General features: G+C 67.4%; 17 protein-coding genes and 1 pseudogene. All 18 read right to left on the reverse strand.

Going from position 1 to position 15,601, the window contains the following annotated elements:
• Position 1: 1 nt before the first annotated feature.
• Entirely contained in the window at positions 2–1,960 is a 1,959-nt protein-coding gene (gene nuoL / locus BLW43_RS07810; protein ID WP_093251314.1) for an NADH-quinone oxidoreductase subunit L, read from the reverse strand.
• Between the two features lie 3 nt (positions 1,961–1,963).
• Positions 1,964–2,284 (reverse strand): NADH-quinone oxidoreductase subunit NuoK, encoded by a 321-nt coding sequence (nuoK, locus tag BLW43_RS07815; RefSeq protein WP_093251686.1) that lies wholly within the window; start codon positions 2,282–2,284, stop codon positions 1,964–1,966.
• A 73-nt stretch (positions 2,285–2,357) separates the two neighbouring features.
• Positions 2,358–2,972, reverse strand: a complete 615-nt coding sequence (locus tag BLW43_RS07820; protein WP_093251317.1) for an NADH-quinone oxidoreductase subunit J — start codon at positions 2,970–2,972, stop codon at positions 2,358–2,360.
• A gap of 111 nt (positions 2,973–3,083) precedes the next feature.
• Positions 3,084–3,575: an NADH-quinone oxidoreductase subunit NuoI gene (gene nuoI / locus BLW43_RS07825; RefSeq protein WP_093251319.1), complete on the reverse strand. Its 492-nt coding sequence runs from the start codon at positions 3,573–3,575 to the stop codon at positions 3,084–3,086.
• A 2-nt stretch (positions 3,576–3,577) separates the two neighbouring features.
• A complete protein-coding gene (nuoH, locus tag BLW43_RS07830; RefSeq protein WP_093251322.1) occupies positions 3,578–4,612 on the reverse strand; it encodes an NADH-quinone oxidoreductase subunit NuoH in 1,035 nt (344 codons plus the stop codon).
• A gap of 4 nt (positions 4,613–4,616) precedes the next feature.
• A complete protein-coding gene (gene nuoG / locus BLW43_RS07835; RefSeq protein ID WP_093251324.1) occupies positions 4,617–6,626 on the reverse strand; it encodes an NADH-quinone oxidoreductase subunit NuoG in 2,010 nt (669 codons plus the stop codon).
• Between the two features lie 31 nt (positions 6,627–6,657).
• Positions 6,658–7,371: a class I SAM-dependent methyltransferase gene (locus tag BLW43_RS07840; protein WP_093251327.1), complete on the reverse strand. Its 714-nt coding sequence runs from the start codon at positions 7,369–7,371 to the stop codon at positions 6,658–6,660.
• Positions 7,372–7,375: 4 nt separating this feature from the next.
• Positions 7,376–7,867, reverse strand: a complete 492-nt coding sequence (locus tag BLW43_RS07845) for a DUF3291 domain-containing protein (RefSeq protein ID WP_093251338.1) — start codon at positions 7,865–7,867, stop codon at positions 7,376–7,378.
• 79 nt (positions 7,868–7,946) lie between these two features.
• A complete protein-coding gene (locus BLW43_RS22885) occupies positions 7,947–8,219 on the reverse strand; it encodes a hypothetical protein (protein WP_139284012.1) in 273 nt (90 codons plus the stop codon).
• 6 nt (positions 8,220–8,225) lie between these two features.
• Positions 8,226–9,521 (reverse strand): NADH-quinone oxidoreductase subunit NuoF, encoded by a 1,296-nt coding sequence (nuoF, locus tag BLW43_RS07850; protein ID WP_093251341.1) that lies wholly within the window; start codon positions 9,519–9,521, stop codon positions 8,226–8,228.
• A 45-nt stretch (positions 9,522–9,566) separates the two neighbouring features.
• Positions 9,567–10,250, reverse strand: a complete 684-nt coding sequence (locus BLW43_RS07855) for an NADH-quinone oxidoreductase subunit E (RefSeq protein ID WP_245730960.1) — start codon at positions 10,248–10,250, stop codon at positions 9,567–9,569.
• Between the two features lie 104 nt (positions 10,251–10,354).
• Positions 10,355–11,038, reverse strand: a pseudogene (nuoE, locus tag BLW43_RS07860) (NADH-quinone oxidoreductase subunit NuoE); the annotation flags it as partial.
• Positions 11,038–11,673 carry a hypothetical protein gene (locus tag BLW43_RS22890; protein WP_139284013.1) on the reverse strand — a complete coding sequence of 212 codons (636 nt, stop codon included), beginning with the start codon at positions 11,671–11,673 and terminating at the stop codon, positions 11,038–11,040. The pseudogene nuoE and the gene BLW43_RS22890, both read right to left, overlap by 1 nt.
• A complete protein-coding gene (locus tag BLW43_RS07865) occupies positions 11,670–12,872 on the reverse strand; it encodes an NADH-quinone oxidoreductase subunit D (protein ID WP_093251346.1) in 1,203 nt (400 codons plus the stop codon). The genes BLW43_RS22890 and BLW43_RS07865 overlap by 4 nt, the downstream gene beginning before the upstream one ends.
• Positions 12,872–13,474 (reverse strand): NADH-quinone oxidoreductase subunit C, encoded by a 603-nt coding sequence (locus BLW43_RS07870; protein ID WP_093251348.1) that lies wholly within the window; start codon positions 13,472–13,474, stop codon positions 12,872–12,874. Before BLW43_RS07870 ends, BLW43_RS07865 begins: the two co-directional genes overlap by 1 nt.
• A 9-nt stretch (positions 13,475–13,483) precedes the next feature.
• On the reverse strand, positions 13,484–14,020 hold the full coding sequence (locus BLW43_RS07875) for a NuoB/complex I 20 kDa subunit family protein (RefSeq protein WP_093251351.1): 537 nt from the start codon (positions 14,018–14,020) through the stop codon (positions 13,484–13,486).
• A gap of 8 nt (positions 14,021–14,028) precedes the next feature.
• Positions 14,029–14,394: an NADH-quinone oxidoreductase subunit A gene (locus BLW43_RS07880; protein WP_093251354.1), complete on the reverse strand. Its 366-nt coding sequence runs from the start codon at positions 14,392–14,394 to the stop codon at positions 14,029–14,031.
• Positions 14,395–14,590: 196 nt separating this feature from the next.
• Positions 14,591–15,541, reverse strand: coding sequence for an adenylate/guanylate cyclase domain-containing protein (locus tag BLW43_RS07885; protein WP_093251356.1), 951 nt, complete (start codon positions 15,539–15,541; stop codon positions 14,591–14,593).
• Positions 15,542–15,601 lie beyond the last annotated feature (60 nt).

The following is a 15,601-nucleotide window of genomic DNA, read 5'->3' on the forward strand; positions in this document are numbered from 1 at the left end:
CTCAGCCCCCGGTGACCGCATACCACGTCACCAGCGCCGAAATGCCGAGCAGCATCGCGAACGCGTAGTGATAGAGAAAGCCCGACTGCGCCCTGCCTGCGAGCCGCGTGACCCAGGGCACCGCGCCCATCGCCAGCCCGTTGATGGCCCCGTCGATGGTCGCGCCGTCGCCCTTCTTCCACAGGAACCTGCCGACCCACATGGCGGGCCGGATGAAGATGAAGGCGTAGAGCTCGTCGAACCACCACTTGTTGAGCAGGAACTGGTAGAGGCCCTGGTGGCGCTCGGCGAGCTGCCCCGGCAGTTCCGGGCTGCGGATGTACATCCACCACGCCAGCGCGAACCCGCCCAGCATCGCGAGGAACGGCGAGAGCTTTACCAGCTTGGAGACGTCGTGGCTGTCATGCAGCACCGTGTTGCTCTCGGCGGTGAAGATAGACGCGCCCCAGAACGCCGCCTCGTGGTGGCCGACGAAGTCGCCGTAGAACTCCATGCCGGCGAGACCGGCCCCGACCGCCAGCACGATCAGCGGCACGGTCATGACGCTGGGGCTCTCGTGCGCTTGCTCGTGGGCGTGCATGTCGCCGCGCGGCTTGCCGTAGAAGGTCATGAACATCAGCCGCCACGAGTAGAACGAGGTCATCGCGGCCGCGGCCAGCAGCAGCAGATAGGCGTAGTTGGCGGCCGGCGCCTGAGCCGCGTAGGCGCTCTCGATGATGACGTCCTTGGAGATGAAGCCCGCGAAGCCGATCGGCGTGTCGAGCACGTAGACCAGCGGCAGCCCGACGCCTGTGATGGCGAGCGTGCCGATCATCATCATCCAGAACGTCAGCGGGATCTTGTCCTTCAACCCGCCGTAGTGGCGCATGTCCTGCTCGTGGTGCATGGCGTGGATGACCGAGCCGGCCCCGAGGAACAGCAGCGCCTTGAAGAAGGCGTGGGTGAACAGGTGGAACATCGCCGCCTGATAGACGCCGAGGCCCGCGATGGCGAACATGTAGCCGAGCTGCGAGCAGGTCGAATAGGCGATCACCCGCTTGATGTCGGTCTGCACCAGCCCGATGGTCGCCGCAAATAGCGCCGTGGACGCGCCGATCACCGTCACCACCCACTGCGCCGTCGGCGCGACCTCGAACAGCGGCGACATCCGGCAGACGAGGAAGACGCCCGCCGTCACCATGGTCGCGGCGTGGATCAGCGCGGAGACCGGCGTCGGCCCCTCCATCGCGTCCGGCAGCCAGGTGTGCAGGAACAGCTGCGCCGACTTGCCCATGGCGCCGATAAACAGCAGCAGCGCCAGCGTCTCGGCGGCGTTCACCTCCATGCCGAGGAAGCGGAACGTGCTGTCGGCGAGCATCGGCGCCGCGGCGAACACGTCGTCGAACTGCATCGAGTCGACCATGTAGAACAGGCCGAAGATGCCGAGCAGATACCCGAAATCGCCGACGCGGTTGACGATGAAGGCCTTCATCGCCGCGCGGTTGGCGCTCTCCTTGTGCCGCCAGAAGCCGATCAGCAGATACGAGGCGACGCCCACGCCCTCCCAGCCGAAGAACATCTGCACGAGGTTGTCGGCCGTCACCAGCGCCAGCATCGCGAAGGTGAAGAAGGAGAGATAGGCGAAGAAGCGCGGCTTGGCGGGGTCGTCCGCCATGTAGCCCATCGAATAGGCGTGCACGAGCGCGGAGACCGAAGTGACCACGCAGAGCATCACCACCGTCAGCGCGTCGACGCGGACGCCCCACTCCACCGAAAGGCTGCCGGACTCGATCCAGCGGGCGATGACGATGCTGCGCACCGCCTCGTGGTCGAAGGTGAAGAACGCGATCCACGAAAGCAGGCAGGCGACCGCGACAGTGCCGGTCGTCAGCAGCATCGCCCCGCGTTCGCCGATGGCGCGGCCCCCGAAGCCGGCGATGACGGCCGCGACGAGCGGCGCGAGCAGGATGAAGGAGTACATGGCTCAGCCCTTCATCATGTTGACGTCTTCGACGTCGATGGAGCCGCGGTTGCGGAAGAAGCAGACGAGGATGGCGAGCCCGATGGCCGCCTCCGCCGCCGCGACCGTCAGGATGAACATCGTGAAGACCTGACCGACCATATCGCCGAGATGGGCCGAGAACGCGACCATGTTGATGTTGACCGCCAGCAGCATCAGCTCGATCGACATCAGGATGACGATCACGTTCTTGCGGTTGGCGAAGATGCCGAAAATTCCCGTGACGAAGAGGATGGCCGCCACGGTTAGGAAATGGCCGAGGCCGATCCCGGCGTCGGACAGCATGTTCATCGCCTCCATGATCCGGCTCCCCCCTTGCACGCCATGCCTGCTGCCCTCGTCTTCATGCGCGTGATCTTCATACGCCTTGCCCCGGCTTCACGTCGCGCAGCTCCACGCTCTGCTCGCGGGTGCGGTACATCTGCGCGAGCACGTCCTGGCGCTTGACGCCCTCGCGCTTGCGCAGCGTCAGCACGATGGCGCCGACCATGGCGACGAACAGCACCATGCCGGCAAGCTGGAACAGGTGGAGGTAGTCGTCATAGATCAGCCGCCCGAGCGCGACGGTGTTGGAGACCTCATCGGGCGTCGGCGAGACCGCCGCGCGCGAGGCGACCGCCGCATCGCCGAACTGCCAGACGCCGACGGCCAGCACGATTTCCGTCAGCAGCACTGCGCCGATGAGCAGGCCGAAAGGCATGTTCTCGACGAAGCCCGACTTCAGCGCCGCGAAATCGACGTCGAGCATCATCACGACGAACAGGAACAGCACCGCGACCGCGCCGACATAGACGATGACCAGCAGCATCGCCACGAACTCCGCGCCCAGCAGCACGAACAGGCCAGCCGTCGAGAAGAAGGCGAGGATCAGCCACAGCACCGAGTGCACCGGGTTGCGCGCCAGCGTCACCATAAGCCCCGAGGCCACGGCCACGGCGGCGAACACGTAGAAGGCCAGGGCAGCTATCGCCATCGTCGTTCCCTCGTGCGTTCCTTGGGTGCGGCGCGGCAAGCGCTACACCAGTTCGGGCGAAAGACCCATGCGCCGCGGCGCCCCCTCGCGCGCGGCGCGCCGCCGCAGGCGTCAGCGATAGGGCGCGTCCATCTCGATGTTGCGGGCGATCTCGCGCTCCCACCGGTCGCCGTTCGCGAGCAGCTTATCCTTGTTGTAGAACAGTTCCTCCCGCGTTTCGGTCGCGAACTCGAAGTTCGGACCCTCCACGATGGCGTCCACCGGGCATGCCTCCTGACAGAAGCCGCAGTAGATGCACTTCGTCATGTCGATGTCGTAGCGCGTGGTGCGGCGCGAGCCGTCCTCGCGCGGTTCGGCCTCGATGGTGATGGCCTGCGCCGGGCAGATCGCCTCGCAGAGCTTGCAGGCGATGCACCGCTCCTCGCCGTTGGGGTAGCGGCGCAGGGCGTGCTCGCCGCGGAAACGCGGGCTCAGCGGGCCCTTCTCGTGCGGATAGTTCACCGTGACCTTGGGCTTGAGGAAGTACTTCATCCCCACCCTGAAGCCCGCGATGAAGTCCGCCAGCAGGAAGTAGCGCGCGGCCTTGTCGAACGCGATGGCCATGGTCAGCCTCCAACCGCCCAGCGGGCGTATCCGGGAACGTCGAGTTTCGCGAGCGTGGCGGCGATCACGACCCAGGCCAGCGACATCGGCAGGAACACCTTCCAGCCGAGCCGCATCAGCTGGTCGTAGCGGTAGCGCGGCACGATCGCCTTCACCATCGCGAACAGGAAGAAGAACGCGACCACCTTGAGCGTGAACCACAGCACGCCGTCCGGCAGCCCCGGTATCGGGGACAGCCAGCCGCCGAAGAAGAGCGTGGTGATCAGCGCGCACATCATCACGATGGCCATGTATTCGCCGATCATGAACAGCAGGTAGGGCGTGGACGAGTATTCCACCTGATAGCCGGCGACGAGTTCGGACTCGGCCTCCGGCAGGTCGAAGGGCGGGCGGTTGGTCTCCGCCAGCGCCGAGACGAAGAACAGCACCACCATCGGCAGGTGCGGCAGCCAGTACCAGGAGAACAGGCCATAGGCGCCGTCCTGCGCGCGCACGATCTCCGAGAGGTTCAGCGAACCGGTCGAGATCATCACGCCGACGATGATCAGGCCGATGGAGACCTCGTAGGACACCATCTGCGCCGCCGAGCGCAGCCCGCCAAGGAACGGATACTTCGAGTTCGACGCCCAGCCGCCCATGATGACGCCATAGACGCCGAGCGAACTGATCGCGAAGATATAGAGGATGCCGACATTGAGATCGGACACCACCCAGCCGTCGGCGAAGGGGATCACCGCCCAGGCCACCGACGCCAGCACGAAGCTGATGAGCGGCGCGAGCAGATATACAGCCCGGTCGGCGCCCGCCGGGATCACCACTTCCTTGACCACGAACTTCAGGAAGTCCGCGAAGCTCTGCAGCAGGCCAAAGGGGCCGACCACGTTCGGACCGCGCCGAAGCTGCACCGCCGCCCACACCTTGCGGTCCATGTAGAGCAGGAAGGCGAGGCTCAGCAGCAGGCTCACCACCACCGCGAGGCACTGCGCGAGGATGACGGTGAACTGGCCGAAGCCGCTGTCGAAGAAGGTCGTCTCCATCGGCTTACTCCGCCGCCATGGGGCGCTCGGCCCGTTCCGCCGCGAGCCGGCTCAGTTCGGCCATCACGGCGGAGGCCCGCGCGACGGGGTTGGTCAGGAAATGATCCCTGACCGGCGTCTCGTAGCGCGCGGTCGTCAGCGCGCCCGACGGCGTCGCGACGGCCTCGCTCACGGCGATCTCGTCGATGCGCGCGAGATGCGGATGCGCGGCGAACAGCTTCTCGCGCAGCTGGGCGAGGCTGTCATAGGGCAGCTTCTCGCCGACATGCTCCGACAGCGCCCGGATGATCGCCCAGTCCTCCTTGGCCTCGCCCGGGGGAAAGCCCGCGCGGAAGGCCATCTGCGCGCGTCCTTCGGTGTTGACGAGGATCGCGGACTGCTCGGTGTAGGCCGCGCCCGGCAGCACCACGTCCGCCCGGTGAGCGCCGCGGTCGCCGTGGCTGCCCTGGTAGATGACGAAGGGGCCGGCGGGGATGTCGATCTCATCGACGCCCAGCGCATAGACGACCCCGGCGCCGTCGAGCGCCGCCGCCAGGCCGCCCCGGGTCGTGAATCCGAGGTCCATGGCCCCAACGCGGCCGGCGGCGGTGTGCAGCACCAGCAGGCCGCCGCCGGTCTCGCCCTTCACGCCGATGCGCTGGCAGGCGGCGAGAACCGCCCCGCCGTCCTCACCCATGAGCGCGCCCTGCCCCACGATCACCAGCGTCTCGGGGCCGGCGGCGTCGAGCGCCTTGCCCAGCGCCGCGCCACCCTCGCCGAGATACTCGCAAGGATAGGTCAGATCGACCGCGGCCCCGATCAGCGCAACGTCGGCGCCGTTCGCCCAGGCCCTGCGGATGCGCGCGTTCAGCACCGGGGCTTCGGCCCGCGGGTTGGTTCCGACCAGAAGAATGCGTTTCGCGCGGTCGATGTCGGCGACGCCCGCGGTCCCGACATAGGCCGAGCGGTCGCCCTCGGGCAGCTTCGCGCCGTCGGTCCGGCACTCGACGCTGCCGCCGAGCCCTTCGACGAGTTGCCTGAGCGCGAACAGCGGCTCGACCGGCGCGAGGTCTCCGGCCAGCGCGGCGACCTTGCCGCCCTTCATCGCGGCGGCGCAGGCGGCGAAGGCCTCCGCCCAGCTCGCCGCGCGCAGGCGGCCGTTCTCGCGGATGTAGGGGCGGTCGAGCCGCTGGCGCTTCAGCCCGTCCACCACCTGGCGCGTCTTGTCCGCGATCCACTCCTCGTTCACGTCGTCATGGTTGCGGGGCAGGATGCGCATGACCTCGCGCCCCCGCACGTCGACGCGGATGTTCGAGCCGAGCGCGTCCATCGCGTCGATGGTCTCGACCTTGCGCAGCTCCCATGGCCGCGCGGTGAAGGCGTAGGGCTTGTTGGTCAGCGCGCCGACCGGGCAGAGGTCGACGATGTTGCCCTGCATCTCGGAGCTGAGGATCTGCCCGAGATAGGAGGTGATCTCGCTGTCCTCGCCGCGGCCGGTCTGGCCCATCTCCGCCACGCCGGCGACTTCGGTGATGAAGCGCACGCAGCGGGTGCAGGAGATGCAGCGCGTCATGTGCGTGCCGACGAGCGGCCCGAGCTGGAGGTCCTCCGCGGCGCGCTTGGGCTCGCGGTAGCGCGAGAAGTCCACGCCGTAAGCCATCGCCTGGTCCTGCAGGTCGCACTCGCCGCCCTGGTCGCAGATCGGGCAGTCGAGCGGGTGGTTGATGAGCAGGAACTCCATCACCCCCTCGCGGGCCTTCCTGACCATCGGGGACTTCGTCCTGACCTCGGGCGGCTCGCCGTTGCGGCCGGGGCGAAGGTCCTTCACCTGCATGGCGCAGGAGGCGGCTGGCTTCGGCGGCCCGCCGACGACCTCCACGAGGCACATGCGGCAGTTGCCGGCGATGCTCAGCCGCTCATGGTAGCAGAAGCGGGGTATCTCCACGCCGGCCTGCTCGCAGGCCTGCAGGAGCGTCAGCGCGGGGTCGACCTCGAGGGTCTGACCGTCGATGACGATGGGGCGGAGGTCGGTCATCGGTCCTCGCAGAAAGTCAGGGTTTCGCGCATCACCGACCCTCGATCCGGGCGACGGCGGTGAAGTCGAAGAAAAGCTTCGGGTTGCGTGCGATGAGCGCCTTCGGCGTCCCGCCGAAAACGGCGCGGTTCACTTCCGCCGCGAACTGGCACGTCGCCTTCGTGACCTCCGGCCACCGGGCGTAATCGTCGACGATCAACACCCCCTTCGCGTCGAGCAGGCTCCAGTAGGCGCGCAGATCCGCAAGGCAGGCGGCATACTCGTGCGAGCCGTCGATGTGGATCACCTGCGCCTTGACGCCCAGTTTCTGCAGAACCACAGCGGCGGAGGCGCCGTCCATGGGCAGCGGCGTGATCCGATTCTGGTGTCCGCGCTTCATGACGTTGGCGAGGAAGGTCCGATAGATCGTCGGCATGCCGTGCTCATGGCGCAGCGACGCGCGCCACCGCTCCTGCAACAGGTGCTCCGACGAGCCTAGCCAGGTGTCGATCGCGAGAATTTCGCCGTCGACGCCCAGCCTCTCCATCACGTCGGCCATGTAGAGCGCCGACATGCCTTTCCAGACGCCCAGCTCGATCACCAGGCGCGGCCGACAGAGTTCGATCACCGTATCGAAGAACGGATGACGGGAATTCCACCCCTGCTCGTCGACCCGCGCAGGGTCCAGCTGCAGCCCATCGAAGGCGTTCGGAATGTTCAGCACATCGCGGATCGGAGTGCTCGGTGCGTCGGCGCCGTCGCTCATCGTTTTACTCCGCCGCCATGCAGCGCATCTCGCGCCATCGGGTCGCCTGCGCGAGATGCGCCCAGCCGAAAGCGTGGTCGGTGTCGCCGTGCGCCTTGAGATGCTCCAGCCGCTCCAGCGCCTCCTCGATGGTCGGCCGCCAGCCCACGGGCACGAACCACATCACGAAATGCATGGCGCCCAGCACCTCGAACCACTCCGCGCGGCGCTCATAGAACTGGCGGTGCACCGTGTCCCACACGAAGCGCTCAAGACTGGCCACGTCCTCCCAGACCGTGAGGTTCGAGACGAAACGCGGGTCGCCATCGAGCTTTACGTCGGTGTTGCCGCGGCCGGGCTCGCCGGAGCCCTCCATCATCCACACGAAGCCGGGCATGCGCTTGCCGAGCCCGTTGACGCGGTCGAGCGCGCCCATGAACTCCGCCACGCGCGGGTCATCGGTCTCGGCGACGAGGCGGCCGATGTTGAGCTGGGCGAGATGGCGATCCCTGCTCATCACCTCCCCCCATTGACCTGTGAAGTCGCAGGACTCGCGGCGCCGGGGAACAAGCCCCATACGGGCCCCATCGAACGGCTCACCGGACAAATAGCCTTTCGATCGTGACGATAGCAATCGCCAGACCGCAACCGAGAAGCACGCCGGCAAGCGCTCTCATGCCCCATTGGCGCCGGCTCATCGACCAGAGGCGCCGGTCGAGAGCGTCGTCGCGGACCACGAAGCCGCACTGCGAGCAGAGAAAGTTTCCCATGGTCGGGCCATGGTCGTGACCACAGCTGTGGCACACCCCGCTGTTGAAAGCAGGCACATTGGACGAGGTCCAGAAGGAGCGGCGATGCTTTGCGGGCATCGACCATCACTCCGCCGCCACCGCGCTCGCGCGGCCCTTCTGCTTGGCGCGGATGCGGTCCTCGATCTCGTCGCGGAAGTGGCGGATGAGACCCTGGATCGGCCAGGCGGCGGCGTCGCCGAGGGCGCAGATGGTGTGGCCCTCGACCTGCTTGGTGACCTCGTGGAGCATGTCGATCTCCTCAATCGCGGCGTCGCCGGTCACGAGGCGGTCCATCACGCGCATCATCCAGCCGGTGCCCTCGCGGCAGGGGGTGCACTGGCCGCAGCTCTCGTGCTTGTAGAACTTCGCCAGCCGCCAGATCGCCTTGATGACGTCGGTGGACTGGTCCATCACGATCACCGCCGCGGTGCCGAGGCCCGAGCGCTGCTCGCGCAGCCAGTCGAAATCCATGATCGCGTCGCCACAGACGCCCGCCGGCAGCATCGGCACCGACGAGCCGCCGGGGATCACCGCCTTGAGGTTTCCCCAGCCGCCGCGCACGCCGCCGCAATGCTTGTCGAGCAGCTCCTTGAGCGGGATCGACATCGCCTCCTCGACGACGCAGGGCCGGTTCACATGGCCCGAGATCGCGAAGATCTTGGTGCCGGCGTTGTTGGCGCGGCCGAAGCCGGCGAACCAGCTCGCGCCCCGGCGCAGGATCGTCGGCGTCACCGCGATGCTCTCGACGTTGTTCACCGTCGTCGGGCACCCGTAGAGGCCGGTGTTGGCGGGGAACGGGGGTTTGAGGCGCGGCATCCCCTTCTTGCCCTCGAGGCTCTCCAGGAGCGCGGTCTCCTCGCCGCAGATGTAGGCGCCGGCGCCGTGGTGGAGGTAGACGTCGAAGTCCCAGCCCGAGCCGCAGGCGTTCTTCCCGATCAGCCCCGCGTCATAGGCCTCGTCGATCGCCGCCTGCAGCGCCTCGCGCTCGCGGACATACTCCCCGCGGATGTAGATGTAGCAGGCGTGCGCGCCCATGCCGAAGCTGGCGATCAGGCAGCCCTCGACGAGAAGATGCGGGTCGTGCCGCATGATCTCGCGGTCCTTGCAGGTGCCCGGCTCGGACTCGTCGGCGTTCACGACGAGATAGGACGGGCGCCCGTCGCTCTCCTTCGGCATGAACGACCACTTTAGCCCTGTCGGGAAGCCCGCGCCGCCACGGCCGCGCAGGCCCGACGCCTTGACCTGCTCCACGATCCAGTCGCGACCGTTGGCGATGAAGCCGGCCGTGCCGTCCCACGCCCCGCGCGCCCGCGCGCCGGCCAGGCTGCGGTCGCCCATCCCGTAGAGGTTGGTGAAGATGCGGTCCTTGTCGTCGAGCATCGCGGGTCTCCAGCGGCCTTGCGGCCCAAATGTCTCGCCGGCGCCTCAGGCGCGGCTCGTCGGGACGTCTCCCTTCGCGGCGCGCTCCGAGAACTCGGTGGCGCCGCCGCTGGCCAGAACCCTGGCCTGATCCACCCAGCCGTCGCGTGAGACGCGGCCGCGGAAGCCTTCGAGGTTGTCGTCCACCCAGGCGACTTCCTCACCGGTCCAGCCGGCGATCTGGTCGAAGTGGTGTATCCCCATGCGGTTCAGCATGGCCTCCAGCTTCGGGCCGACGCCCTTGATCAGCTTGAGATCGTCGCCCCCCCCGGCGCGCGGCGCGTCCAGCAGTTCGGGCTTCCCGGCGTCGCCCCGCGCGCCGGGGGCGTCGACGGCGTTCGGCGCCGCCATGCCGTCCACGGGCGCGGACGCCCTCTCCGCAACCACGTTGACCGGCGCCGCAGCTGCGGCGGGCGACGTCGGGGCCGCGGCTTCGGCGGCCGGTCTCGCCGGCGCGGCGGCCTCGGCTGAAGCCGCCGAGCCAGCTTCCTTCTCCTCGGGCGCCGAGCCCGCCTCCTTCGCTTCGCGCAGCGAGAAGGAAAGCAGGAGGCCGAAGGCGATCAGCCCGAAGGCGACCATGGCGACGTCGGAAGCGACGCCGCGCAAACCCATCATCACCGCCAGCCCGAACGCCGCGCTCCAGATCACCGCGAGAACGATGCGGTCCCTCCGACTCAATTCGCCCAGCATCTACGCCCCCATGTCATCGCGCCCGCTGGGCCCCATGCCCCCGGCGGCGCCGAGCCTCAGCCGACGCCCTCCCGTCAGCTTCCCCCATCCCTCAGGTCAGTAAGCGCCGCGACCGGGTGTTCCCCGGTGATGCGCGCGACGGTGTCGCCCAGCCGTTCGGCGAGCGTCACCGAGCCGTTCGCCGCCTCGCCGCCGACGTCGCGCAGGGTGGTCGCGCCGCCCAGCGGCTCGGAGGCGAAGCGGCCGTTCTGCGGGCCGGGGCGGGGCGTCTCTCCGCGCGCCAGCGAGGCGAGGACGGCCTCCAGCCGCTCGGCGGTGAGATCCTCGTAATAGTCCTTGCCGATCTGCGCCATCGGCGCGTTCGAGCAGGCGCCGAGGCACTCGACCTCCTCCCACGAGAACCTGCCGTCCTCGGAAAGCTGGTGCGCCTTCGGCGCGATCCGGGACTTGCAGACGGCCACGAGATCCTCGGCGCCGCAGATCATGCAGGACGTCGTGCCGCAGACCTGAATATGCGCAACGCTGCCAACGGGTTGCAGCTGGAACATGAAGTAGAAGGTCGCCACCTCCAGCGCGCGAATGCGGGGCAGCGACAGCATGTCGGCGACGGCCTCGATAGCGGGCCTGGTCAGCCAGCCCTCCTGCTCCTGCGCGCGCCACAGCAGCGGAATGATCGCGGAGGCCTGCCGGCCCGCGGGATACTTGGCGATCTGCGCCTCGGCCCATGCGGCGTTGGCGGGCGTGAAGGCGAAGTTCTCGGGCTGGTCGGGGTGAAGGCGGCGCTGCATTACTCTCTCACGATCTTCCAGTTTATCCGGGCGCCCGCCACGGCCACCCCATTGTATCCATTGTTGTTCGTCGAAGAGCTTAGCGGCTGGTCAGTTGCAAGATAGTATTCTGTATGTCCATGCTCTCGCACTATAGATACATCCTGACCGAACCTAACAAAATCCCCTGCAGTGAAATATAGTGGAATATCACTCTTCAAAGCATATTCAGGTAAATCAAACGAGTCGGAAGCCAAAATTCTCTGCGCAAGAGCATCTATTTCAACTTGCGATAGGCCCCGGTGGTCAAAAACCACCTGTCCGCTCGGCTGTACGTAACGATGAACGTCTCTCACCGCTTTCCAGTCACTCCATAGACCCCCAAACCATAAAACTGCACCCGCAAAAACCAATACCGCTCCGGACGCAGTCGTAAAGACCTTCCACAGAGCGAGACCTTGGTTGGCTTTCTCGGCAAGTAGCTTGAGACGGTCGTTCTCTTCTTGCTGATCAGAAACCTTTTTGGTCATCGAGACAATAAGCTCAGCCATTTCAATACGATCAAGTTGGCTAACCTTTGAGATTGCCTGTAGCTCCGCGTCCTTTGGCGAGGCCGACGCAACCCTGAGCGTCTTGTTGAGCGCCGTGATGTTCACCGGTCGATCTCCCCGAACACGATGTCGAGGGAGCCGAGGATGGCGGAGACGTCCGCCAGCTGGTGGCCCTTGCAGATGTGGTCCATCGCGGCGAGGTGCGGATAGCCCGGTGCGCGGATCTTGGCGCGGTAGGGCCGGTTGCTGCCGTCGGCGACGAGATAGACGCCGAACTCGCCCTTGGGCGCCTCGACCGCGGCATAGATCTCGCCCTCGGGCACCCGGAAACCCTCGGTGTAGAGCTTGAAGTGATGGATCAACGCTTCCATCGAGGTCTTCATGTCCCCGCGCTTCGGCGGGCCGATCTTGGCCCGCGTCATCACGTCCTCGCCCTGCGTCTCGTCAAGGATGCGAAGGCACTGGCGCATGATCTTAACGCTCTCGCGCATCTCCTCCATGCGGATGAGATAGCGGTCGTAGCAGTCGCCGTTCTTGCCGACGGGGATCTGGAAGTCGAGCTCGGAGTAGATTTCGTAGGGCTGCGAACGCCGCAGGTCCCACGCCCAGCCCGAGCCGCGCACCATCACGCCTGAGAAGCCCAGCGCCTGCGCCTCCTCGATCGACACCACGCCGATGTCGACGTTGCGCTGCTTGAAGATGCGGTTGTCGGTGAGCAGCGTCTCGAGGTCGTCGCAGACCTCCAGGAACGGCTCGCACCACGCCTCGATGTCCTCGATCAGCTTCGGCGTGAGGTCCACATGCACGCCGCCGGGGCGGAAATAGGCGGCGTGGAGCCGCGCCCCGCAGGCGCGCTCGTAGAACACCATCAGTTTCTCGCGCTCCTCGAAGCCCCAGAGCGGCGGCGTGAGGGCGCCGACGTCCATCGCCTGCGTCGTGACGTTGAGCAGGTGGCTCAGGATGCGGCCGATTTCGCAGAACAGCACCCGGATCGTCTGCGCGCGGCGCGGCACGGGCGTGCCCGTGAGGCGCTCGATGGCGAGGCACCACGCATGCTCCTGATTCATCGGCGCGACATAATCGAGCCGGTCGAAATAGGGCAGGTTCTGGAGATAGGTGCGGCTCTCCATCAGCTTCTCGGTCCCGCGGTGCAGCAGGCCGATATGCGGGTCGCAGCGCTCGACGATCTCGCCGTCAAGCTCCAGCACCAACCGAAGAACGCCATGCGCCGCAGGGTGTTGCGGCCCGAAGTTGATGTTGAAGTTGCGGATACGCTGCTCGTGGGGCAGCAGGTCGCCGTCCATCAGGATGCTCCCTTCTCGTCGCCCGGCAGCACGTATTCGGCGCCTTCCCACGGGCTCATGAATTCGAACTGCCGGTATTCCTGCACGAGGCTCACCGGCTCATAGACCACGCGCTTCTGCGTCTCGTCGTAGCGCACCTCGACATAGCCCGTCGTCGGGAAGTCCTTGCGCATCGGGTGGCCGCGGAAGCCGTAGTCGGTGAGGATGCGGCGCAGGTCGGGGTGGCCGCCGAACATCACGCCGTAGAGGTCGAAAACCTCGCGCTCGTACCATTCCGCCGCCGGGAAGACTTCGACCACCGAAGGCACGATCGCATCCTCGCGCACCTGGGTCTTGACGCGCACGCGGTGGTTCTGGCGCATCGAGAGCAGATGATAGACCACGTCGAAGCGCTTCTCCCGTTCCGGCCAGTCCACCCCGCAAATGTCGACGAGGGTGGTGAACTGGCAGGCGGAGGCGTCGCGCAGGAACTTCATCAGGTCCGCCACGCCCTCTGGCGCGCATTGGACCACGAGTTCGCCATCCACCACGCGGGCGCTGAATACGGCGTCGGGCGTCGCGCCCTCGATGTATTCGCCGAGCTCGATCAGGTCTTCGGACAAGGTCAGCCCCTAGCGCGAGATGGTGCCGGTGCGGCGGATCTTCCGCTGCAACTGAAGAATGCCGTAGAGCAGCGCCTCGGCGGTCGGCGGGCAGCCCGGCACATAGATGTCCACGGGCACGATCCGGTCGCAGCCGCGCACCACCGAGTAGCTGTAGTGGTAGTAGCCGCCGCCATTCGCGCAGCTTCCCATGGAGATGACATAGCGCGGCTCGGGCATCTGGTCGTAGACCTTGCGCAGCGCCGGGGCCATCTTGTTGGTCAGCGTGCCCGCGACGATCATCACGTCGGACTGGCGCGGCGAGGCGCGCGGCGCGATGCCGAAGCGCTCGGCGTCGTAGCGCGGCATGGAGGTGTGCATCATCTCGACCGCGCAGCAGGCCAGTCCGAAGGTCATCCAGAACAGCGAGCCGGTCCGCGCCCAGTTGATGAGGTCGTCGGCGGTGGTCAGCAGGAAGCCCTTGTCCGCCAGCGCCTCGTTCAGCGCCGGCATCTGGGCGTCGCGGTCGACGCCTGCCTGAAGCGCGCCGGTCGAGGCGCCGCCCATGCCTGCGCTCACTCCCATTCCAGCGCCCCCTTCTTCCACTCGTAGGCGAAACCGACGGTGAGCACCCCAAGGAAGACCATCATCGACCAGTAGCCGACCCAGCCCTGGTCGCCGAAGGACGCCGCCCACGGAAACAGGAACGCGACCTCCAGATCAAAGATGATGAACAGGATCGACACGAGGTAGAAGCGCACGTCGAACTTCATCCGCGCGTCGTCGAAGGCGTTGAAGCCGCACTCGTAGGCGGAGATCTTCTCGGCGTCCGGCCGCCGCACCGCAACCACCAGCGCGGCGACGATGAACAGCAATCCAAGCGCCAGCGCGAGGCCGAAGAAGACGACGATGGGCAGATATTCCTGCAACAGTTCCGGCATTCCGGGCGCTCCCCTGTCGCGCGCGCTGGTCGCCGTCAGCCACCTTCGCGCTTCACCCCACTGACTATAGGCCGTGTGCAGTGCGGTCAACGCGGACGGGGCGCGGTCGGGCCGGTGCTATCGCCGCAGGGAAGCGGCCCGGCGCCGCGACGCGGGGTCTTCGGCCGGCGGGACGCGCGGCGGCGCCGGGCCCCGCTCAGCCCTGCCGCGCATCGGCGGCGCCGGCCTCGGGGCCGCTCCCGATCCCGCCCTCGGGCGGGCCCGCAGGCGCGACCTCGAAGGAGACGATCTCGGCGGCCTCCGAGTCCGCGCTGGCGCCCAGCGCCACGGCGCCGCTGCCCGTGAGCACGGCGGTCTGGCGGCGCACGAACAGCTCCTCGCCGCCCGGCCTCGACACGAAGGTGCCGTAGGAGCTGCGGTCCACCACCGCCGCGACGCCGTCGCGCACATGCAGGATGGCGTGGCGGCGCGAGACCCAGGGCCGCGGGATCACGAGGTCGCACTCCTCGGAGCGGCCGATCGACAGGCTCTCGGCCTCGCCGATGTCGAGCGTGACGTCGCCATGCCGCACCCGCAGCACCACCCTTCCCTCCTGCGAGGCGGGGCGCTCGCGCAGCGACTGCGGCAGCTGCGTGGTCTCGCCCATCGCCGGCGACGGGAGCGCGAACACCTGCACCGGGCGGGTGCGGCCCTTCAGGCGGAACGCGTCCATCGGGCGCAGGGCGCTGCGCATCACCGGCGGCAGGCGACGCGCGGCGGCGCCGCTCAGCAGCGCCTCGTCGGCGTTGGCCAGCGCCGCCAGCCGATACGCAACGTTGATCGCGTCGCCATAGACCGCGTCGCCGACGCGGATGACGTCGCCATGGTGGATGGAAAGGCGCAGGCTCACCGCGCCGCCGCGCGTCGCCTCCAGCATGCGGCCGGCGGCCTCGCACGCGCCGGCGCCCTCGTCGAAGAAGCTGAGCACATCGTCGCCGCGACTCTGCACCGGCTCGCCGCCACAGCCGGAAACGGCGCCGCGCACCCGCTCCAGAGCGCCAACGATGCGCGCATAGGCGGCGGCGTCGCCAAGCTTTTCATACAGATGGACGCTTGCCGTGATGTCCGCGATCATGACGAACGTCGTCGTCGCGATGGGCTCTGACATCGTCGCCCTCCTCGCCGAGCCAGCGTTCCGTAACGCTACAGGCAGGATGCGAAAGAGGAA

This window comes from Rubrimonas cliftonensis (genome assembly GCF_900107585.1).
In the GTDB taxonomy this organism is placed as follows: domain Bacteria; phylum Pseudomonadota; class Alphaproteobacteria; order Rhodobacterales; family Rhodobacteraceae; genus Rubrimonas; species Rubrimonas cliftonensis.

Excerpts from the sequence above, each read along its gene's own strand:
- BLW43_RS22885 (WP_139284012.1), bottom strand. The coding sequence starts at position 8,219 with ATGCCCGCAAAGCATCGCCGCTCCTTCTGGACCTCGTCCAATGTGCCT.
- nuoF (WP_093251341.1), bottom strand. The coding sequence starts at position 9,521 with ATGCTCGACGACAAGGACCGCATCTTCACCAACCTCTACGGGATGGGC.
- BLW43_RS07845 (WP_093251338.1), bottom strand. The coding sequence starts at position 7,867 with ATGAGCAGGGATCGCCATCTCGCCCAGCTCAACATCGGCCGCCTCGTC.
- BLW43_RS07875 (WP_093251351.1), bottom strand. The coding sequence starts at position 14,020 with ATGGGCGGCGCCTCGACCGGCGCGCTTCAGGCAGGCGTCGACCGCGAC.
- BLW43_RS07820 (WP_093251317.1), bottom strand. The coding sequence starts at position 2,972 with ATGGCGATAGCTGCCCTGGCCTTCTACGTGTTCGCCGCCGTGGCCGTG.
- nuoI (WP_093251319.1), bottom strand. The coding sequence starts at position 3,575 with ATGGCCATCGCGTTCGACAAGGCCGCGCGCTACTTCCTGCTGGCGGAC.
- BLW43_RS07840 (WP_093251327.1), bottom strand. The coding sequence starts at position 7,371 with ATGAGCGACGGCGCCGACGCACCGAGCACTCCGATCCGCGATGTGCTG.
- BLW43_RS07885 (WP_093251356.1), bottom strand. The coding sequence starts at position 15,541 with ATGTCAGAGCCCATCGCGACGACGACGTTCGTCATGATCGCGGACATC.
- BLW43_RS07865 (WP_093251346.1), bottom strand. The coding sequence starts at position 12,872 with ATGGACGGCGACCTGCTGCCCCACGAGCAGCGTATCCGCAACTTCAAC.
- BLW43_RS07855 (WP_245730960.1), bottom strand. The coding sequence starts at position 10,250 with ATGCTGGGCGAATTGAGTCGGAGGGACCGCATCGTTCTCGCGGTGATC.
- nuoL (WP_093251314.1), bottom strand. The coding sequence starts at position 1,960 with ATGTACTCCTTCATCCTGCTCGCGCCGCTCGTCGCGGCCGTCATCGCC.
- nuoH (WP_093251322.1), bottom strand. The coding sequence starts at position 4,612 with ATGGAGACGACCTTCTTCGACAGCGGCTTCGGCCAGTTCACCGTCATC.
- BLW43_RS07880 (WP_093251354.1), bottom strand. The coding sequence starts at position 14,394 with ATGCCGGAACTGTTGCAGGAATATCTGCCCATCGTCGTCTTCTTCGGC.
- nuoG (WP_093251324.1), bottom strand. The coding sequence starts at position 6,626 with ATGACCGACCTCCGCCCCATCGTCATCGACGGTCAGACCCTCGAGGTC.
- nuoK (WP_093251686.1), bottom strand. The coding sequence starts at position 2,284 with ATGCTGTCCGACGCCGGGATCGGCCTCGGCCATTTCCTAACCGTGGCG.